Origin of the sequence: Vibrio tetraodonis (genome assembly GCF_003350295.1) — a bacterium.
GTDB lineage: Bacteria > Pseudomonadota > Gammaproteobacteria > Enterobacterales > Vibrionaceae > Vibrio > Vibrio tetraodonis.
Window position 1 is genome coordinate 26694 of the sequence record NZ_QLYY01000031.1, and the last position, 6577, is coordinate 33270.

Here is a 6577-nt window from a genome sequence, read left to right on the forward strand (position 1 = left end):
TAAGGAAAGCATAATGAAAGGAACTCGTTTATTCTATATCTCTTTAATTACAATGCTTCTAATTGGTTGTGCAGGCAACCAGTCTAACATAGATTCTTCGCTATACGATGGCAAACCAATCGATACTTTATCTTCTGAACAACCGCCAAAAACAGAGCAAGAAGCGATTTCTCGTGGTGATGCAGCGCTAAGCATCGGTAATAGTGATCTTGCTCTATACGAATATATCCGCGCTTTATCTTTTGAAAACGGAGAATACAAAGATCGCGCTTTATACAACATAGGACGTATTCATCAATCGAGAGGCAATCTTGCCCTCGCCGAGAAAGCATTTTTATTGGGCATTAAGCAAAATCCAGACAACATTAAAGTATTGGAGCAGCTAGGAACCATCTACAGCAAAATGGGTGATTTAGAACTCGGTAAGAGCTACTTTTATCGAGCTATTAATGCTGATCAAGTGCGTTTGACCACCAGAAATAGTCTTAGCGGTAAAGAAGTGATAGAACCAGAGCAGATCGCGGTGTTAAAGGTGGATCAATATTCGCCGGAATACGCCTATATGGGGTTAGGTGTCATTGCAGATGTAGATTCTGAACATAAGCTTGCCCAAGCCTATTACAAGCAAGCTTTGAGTATAAAACCAGATTCGGTTAAGACTCTAATTAATGTAAGCTACTCGTTTTATATGTCCGGAGAATACCGTAAAGCGCAGCGTTTTGTTCTGCAGGCGTTAAAGCAAGAGCCTGATAATGAAAAAGCGCTCAATAACCTTGCGTTGATATATCTTGGTAAAGGTGAAATTACCCGAGCGGTGAATGTATTCTCAAGACATATGGAAAAACCTGAAGCTCTGAACAATGTTGGATACTTTCTTATCTTACAGGGCAAGCCCGACAAAGCGATCCCATACTTACAGCAGGCCATTGATAGTAAGTCTTCATACTACAAGGTAGCGAATGAAAACCTAGAACGTGCATTGGCTTTAGTTCGTGAGCAGTCATCCGCGGGTATTTCATCTAAAAACTAAACAGTACGATTAAACTATCCAGTTGCTAGCGACGCCAAGTAGGATAAAGCTTATCACAATGCTTATGATAGGAAGTTTTAGTTGCTTGAGTAGGTAAAAGCCAACTAGCACAAAAACAAGATCGCTTGGGCTAAGTACTGCACTGGTAAATACAGGTTGATAGAGAGCTGACAACAGCAATCCGACAACCGCAGCATTCACACCATTTAAAGCGCCTGACACTCTTGGCACTTGAGCAAGGTGTTGCCAATGTTTTAGAACGCCAAGAAGGAGTAGAAACCCCGGCAGAAAAACACCGAGTGTTGCCACTAAAGCGCCTGCTATCGGTGCTTGTGGGATAAGTTGATAGCCAATGTAGGTGGCAAAGGTAAACATGGGTCCTGGAACGGCCTGAGCGGCGGCGTAGCCAGTGAGGAAAGCATCCTGAGAGATTTGTTCTCCAACGATATTTTGCAGCAGCGGTAGGACTACATGCCCGCCACCAAAAACTAAGCTTCCGGCTTGAAAAAAATCACTAAACAGCTTGATAAGCGGCAGACCAGATGTCATCAGAGGCAAAGAAAAAATAAGCAAGCCAAAGGATATGAGTGGCCAAATGCTGGGCTTAAAGCGCTGATGTGTACTGCTTTGATTTGAAGCTAAGTACTTACAGCCGATCAGGGCAGCGAGGAGCAATAAGATAATTTGAGTTGAAATACTGGGTATAAGAAGAAGCGCAGCGGCGGTAAGCAAACATAAACCAGAGGTGAGCTTTTGCTTACAAAAGCTTTTGTACATTCCCCATGTAGCATCGGCAACCACGACAACCGCCAATAGCTTTAAACCGTGCACTGCCCCTTCAAATAAAGAGCTTTGATTGAATTTATGACTAAGCAATGCAAGGCAAAGCATGATCAATACTGAAGGCAGAGTAAATCCTGTGAAGGCCAATATAGCACCCAATAGACCTTGGCGCTGATAGCCTATGGCAAACCCGACCTGGCTTGATCCCGGGTCCAGGCAGAAATTGGCTTAGGGCAACAAGCTGGGCGTACTCTTTGTCACCTAACCATCCAAGCTTATCAACAAAGGTATGGCGAAAATAGCCGATATGGGCAGCTGGGCCGCCGAAACTTATCCAACCTAACCAGAAAAAAGTTTTAAAAATAGAAAACATGCTTAACTTGCCAATTCATTATCCGTTAACTTCACGCAAAAACACTACAGCAGAATGATGACAATTTAATGATTTTGTCATCATTAATCGGTTGAAGGGTACGATTATGAGTGATTAACCTTATTGTATAGGCTAAAGTAGTTTTTCACCCCACCAAGCCTTTTCCATAACCATACTAAGCAGAATCCTATCTTAAGAATAGTGTATTAAAAAAGAGAATTTTTAAGATATTCAAATGTATATTTATTTTGGCTATTGCATTTTTTTGTTATTCACAGAACTAATAAAAATTATTGTGATGAGAGTCAATGTGCATATTGTTAGTTGTTTTTTTATTCTTGTTCTCACTCTATTATTCGCCAGTTTTTTGTGTAACAAGTAGAATAATAGGAATTAAAAAATGAAAAAAGCAGTCTTAGCCGCACTTGTTGCAGCGGCTTCGTTTCAAGCAGTTGGCTCAGAATATGTAAATGATGGTTGGTATATTGGCGCCGATGTTATTGGTACAACTTTCGAGGCTGATGGAATCGATAGTTCTCCATCTGCCACCAGTGGGGCTATTGCAGTAGGTTACGATTTTAAACTATCAGATTCTGTAGTACTTGGTATTGAGGCTGAGTATGCTGATTACGGTAAGTTTGATTTTGATCTCCCTGAGGGATTCATCGATGGATCCCTAAGTGTTGATAAGGTTAGCTACGATTTCCGGGCTCTTTCTCTTTATTTGAAGCCCAAGTTTTTCATTGGGAACTCTCCTGTTTATGTTGGGGCGCTTGCAGGAGTAGGTATGTACCATGCTACCGTTGATGTGCCTGTAAATTATTCTGTGTCATATGCATTTGACAGTACAACAACTGTTAGGGCCGAAGATCAGAATGAAACAGAGTTTGTATGTGGTTTAGAGGCTGGATATGCATTTAACAGTCACTTATTGCTTAATGTTGGCTATCGAATGGTTAACTTCAAAGAATTTGAGCATGATACTTGGTATGCTGGCCTAGACTACAAATTCTAAGACCTGAACTAATCTCAGTCTTAAAGGGAGCTTAAGCTCCCTTTTATCTTTTCCATCAATCGATATGCCCATCACGCCGCACCTGCTAATTTTTGCATTGAGTCATAAATGTTTGCCTTGATGTAATATAGCCGCCCCGTCATTCTTTACATATCTAGACAAATGCCCTGTTTTACCTATATCTAGAGTCAAAACGCACCTTAGGCTAGCGTCTAATTACCTTTGTTTTGTTGATTAATTGACCATATAAATTAATGGTCGTGGTTTTTTGTATTTTATATTGCAACAATATGTGCATTATTATTTGATTTGTTTATTATTTGCCGGTTTTTTAAAGCATAAGTCAAATAATAGGTATAAAAATGAAAAAAGCAGTCTTAGCCGCATTTGTTGCAGCGGCTTCGTTTCAAGCAGTGGGTGCAGAGAATATAGGGTCACAACATGGCTACCTTGGTGAAGGTTGGTATATTGGTGCTGATATTATTGATACTACTTTCGAGGCTGACGGATTTAATGGTTCTCCATCTTCGACCAGTGGTGCAATTTCGATTGGTTACGACTTTACGCTTGCAGACTCTGTAATTCTCGGTATTGAGGCTGAGTATGCAGACTATGGTAAGTTTGATTTTGTTGATAATGTGAATGTTAATAATCGTTATGTATACGCGAATGGTTTCGATAAGTTTAGCGCTGATCTTCAAGCTTTCTCACTATATTTAAAGCCTAAATATTTTGTATCTAATTCTCCTTTTTATATCGGGGCTGTGGTAGGGGTTGGTGTGTATAGCATGGAGCGTAAAAGTGAGGGGGCAGGCACTATCGTTTCCTCACGTGGAACGCGCAATTTAGAGTACAACAATACCAAAAGTGAAAGCGAAACTGAGTTTGTATATGGCCTAGAAACGGGATACGCACTGAACAACAATGTAATACTAAATGCTGGTTATCGAATGGCTAACCTTAAGCATTATGAACATGATACTTGGTATGTCGGTCTAGACTACAAGTTCTAATCACTAAATAAGTGTTAATAGTAAAGGGAGCTTAGGCTCCCTTTAGTAGTTTATCTATCAAACAATAGTGATGTTGCTGCACGCCGGCCAAATGGGCATATGTTGGGGTATGGCGATCGTCTTGACGTGGGCAGTGCCAGCCCAAAGTATGCTCGATAAATTGCTTGGCAAAAGACTCTGAAATATCTAGGCAGCCGGCGAGAACCGTATCCACATAGCTTTGCATGATAGGCACTTGTTCACAGGGCTGCTTGGCATCATCATTTATATACAACCAGATATGATCGCTTGCGGTGAGGGAATGAGTGGTATTTATCTCAGTGAGAGAGACTTGAATGCGCTGGTAACTGCGCTCTCTGGTATCAAATTCTTGCAGTTCACTTGGATTAATTTCAATTAACACCCCATTGACTAGCCCTTGCCCTTTTTGTACCACCAAAGGCGACAGAGTATAGCTTGTATCCAGTTTTCCCCATATGCGCTTAAACCCGTGAATAACCGCAGGGTACGCAAGTCCAGTTGCGCCGGTCAATTGTCTTGATGCTGAGTTTATTAAGCTGCCATAACCAAATATATACGTCGCCACTTGTTTTCCCTTTAATGCTTTACCGCAAATATAACCTTTTTTATCGCTAAGGTACCAATTAGAGCTTATCCACACCGTGGTTGATGGCTGTGTCAATATGACAACAACGAGTAACCATGACATTGTTTTTATCGAGTCTTAATGACTCTGTTCGGTTTTATTTATATATAAAACAATATCTTGAGTTAGGGAATAAATATTGCTTACTTTTCTGTATTTAGTTTATTTTACGGGGCATACAGTGATCAATATTAGCGATAAAAGAATAGAAGATGCCATTGTACCTGTTTTTCGTCTAGCTTTTCGACCATTTTTCCTTCTTGGGGCAAGCTATGCGGCGATTGCTATCACGGTATGGGTGTGGATGTTTCAAACGGGTCAGCCCACAATGTTGCAAGTACCTGCCTTGTGGTGGCATGCGCATGAAATGGTATTTGGCTTTTCCATGGCTATCGTCGTAGGGTTTGTTTTGACCGCAGTGCAGAACTGGACGGGGATCAATGGCACCAAAAGTTATCGATTAGCCCTATTGGTTAACTTGTGGATTTTGCCGCGATTATTGTTTTGGACAGAGTCTCCTTTGTGGTTGATTGCCGCCATTGAAAGCGTATTTATCGCCATGGTAGCTTATGAGACAGGAGTTCGGGTCATCAAAACCAAAGGATGGCGCAACGCATTCTTTATCCCTTTGTTTGTCTTGGCCTTGTTGGCTAATTTAATCAGCTATGCGTCACTACAAGATATTGGGCCTTTTTCTTCATCTGATGTTTGGCTGGCTATGTTGTGGTGGTTTACGACTTTGCTCTCAGTTATGGGTGCAAGAGTTGTCCCATTTTTTACTGCCCGCCGGTTAAATACTCCCAAGCCCTCCTCAATCCTTTGGCTTGAGGTGTTGGCTATTTTGCCTTTACTGGTATTGTTTAATCTTAGCTTTTTACCGACAGAATTCGCGCATTTAGAGCAAGTGATGATGCTGGTTTCTGGAGTCGCGCATCTGGTTATCGTCATCAGATGGCAGCCTTGGCGCACCTATCGAGAGCCTTTGCTATGGTCACTGCATCTGGCTTACTTTTGTATTCCCTTGAGTTTGATTCTGCGTGCAGAACTAAGTCATATGTTTGCAGCGCATAATATGCTGCATTTATTTGTGATTGGAGCGCTGGGTGGTTTGATTTTGTCTATGATAACTCGAGTGACGATGGGACATACTGGGCGCGCTATTTATCAAGGCCCTAGCATGGCGATAGGTTTTGCTGCCTTGATGATAGCAGCGATTGTGCGCAGTATAGGGGTAACGCTTTGGCCTGAGAAGCTTATTTTACTGCTCGATATTAGCGGCTTTTTATGGGTACTAGCCTTCACGATATACTTAGCTAAATTTGGGTTTATGCTTGTGACAGCCAGAGTAGATGGGCACCCTGGATAGGGTTGTTAGAGATAATGGAGCTGTAGGCATAAACAAAAGGCTGATGGTCGATCATCTAATGCCGTTCGGATAAGTATTAACACTTATATCTAAATGGATATTTGGCCCGAACAAAGAGGACTGAACGTGGAAACGTTCGGTCCTTTCTTTTATCTGGCAAAATGAAATGGCTGATGCTCTCTCGCATTTGTTTGAGCCTGACAGGTAAAGTGCCATCGGGGCTGAGCGCTAGCCATCGCAACTGGGCATCTATCAAATTTATTGCTGCTGTGAAGCTAACCCGAGTTGGGCTTACATTGGCATCTTCGGCAATATGAATCATTTCTAAACGTACTAAATTATAGGCAAGCA

Annotated in this window: 5 protein-coding genes and 2 pseudogenes; 4 read left to right on the forward strand and 3 right to left on the reverse strand. The window is 41.6% G+C overall.

Translation table 11 applies throughout. The annotated features are described in order from the left end of the window. The first annotated feature begins 13 nt into the window (after positions 1-13). Entirely contained in the window at positions 14-1030 is a 1017-nt protein-coding gene (locus DPF90_RS19970; protein WP_114788047.1) for a tetratricopeptide repeat protein, read from the forward strand. 9 nt (positions 1031-1039) lie between these two features. Here DPF90_RS19970 and chrA read toward each other — a convergent pair. Further along, a pseudogene (gene chrA, locus DPF90_RS19975) lies at positions 1040-2186 on the reverse strand (chromate efflux transporter). Between the two features lie 400 nt (positions 2187-2586). Here chrA and DPF90_RS19980 point away from each other — a divergent pair. Both DPF90_RS19980 and DPF90_RS19985 read left to right on the forward strand, forming a co-directional pair. After that, a complete protein-coding gene (locus DPF90_RS19980; protein ID WP_114788048.1) occupies positions 2587-3201 on the forward strand; it encodes an outer membrane protein in 615 nt (204 codons plus the stop codon). Positions 3202-3563: 362 nt separating this feature from the next. After that, a complete protein-coding gene (locus DPF90_RS19985) occupies positions 3564-4214 on the forward strand; it encodes an outer membrane beta-barrel protein (protein ID WP_114788049.1) in 651 nt (216 codons plus the stop codon). A 31-nt stretch (positions 4215-4245) separates the two neighbouring features. Here the strand turns inward: DPF90_RS19985 and DPF90_RS19990 are convergent, their stop codons facing one another. Beyond that, positions 4246-4800 (reverse strand): gamma-glutamylcyclotransferase family protein, encoded by a 555-nt coding sequence (locus DPF90_RS19990; RefSeq protein WP_162814069.1) that lies wholly within the window; start codon positions 4798-4800, stop codon positions 4246-4248. A gap of 241 nt (positions 4801-5041) precedes the next feature. Between DPF90_RS19990 and DPF90_RS19995 the strand changes: the two genes are divergently transcribed. Beyond that, a complete protein-coding gene (locus DPF90_RS19995) occupies positions 5042-6226 on the forward strand; it encodes an NnrS family protein (RefSeq protein WP_114788051.1) in 1185 nt (394 codons plus the stop codon). Between the two features lie 76 nt (positions 6227-6302). On the opposite strand, the pseudogene DPF90_RS20000 reads toward DPF90_RS19995, so the two are convergent. Continuing rightward, positions 6303-6577: pseudogene (locus tag DPF90_RS20000) on the reverse strand (IS4 family transposase); the annotation flags it as partial.

Bases quoted from the DNA above. Each gene is read 5' to 3' on its own strand.
- DPF90_RS19970 (WP_114788047.1), top strand. From the start codon at position 14: ATGAAAGGAACTCGTTTATTCTATATCTCTTTAATTACAATGCTTCTA.
- DPF90_RS19980 (WP_114788048.1), top strand. From the start codon at position 2,587: ATGAAAAAAGCAGTCTTAGCCGCACTTGTTGCAGCGGCTTCGTTTCAA.
- DPF90_RS19985 (WP_114788049.1), top strand. From the start codon at position 3,564: ATGAAAAAAGCAGTCTTAGCCGCATTTGTTGCAGCGGCTTCGTTTCAA.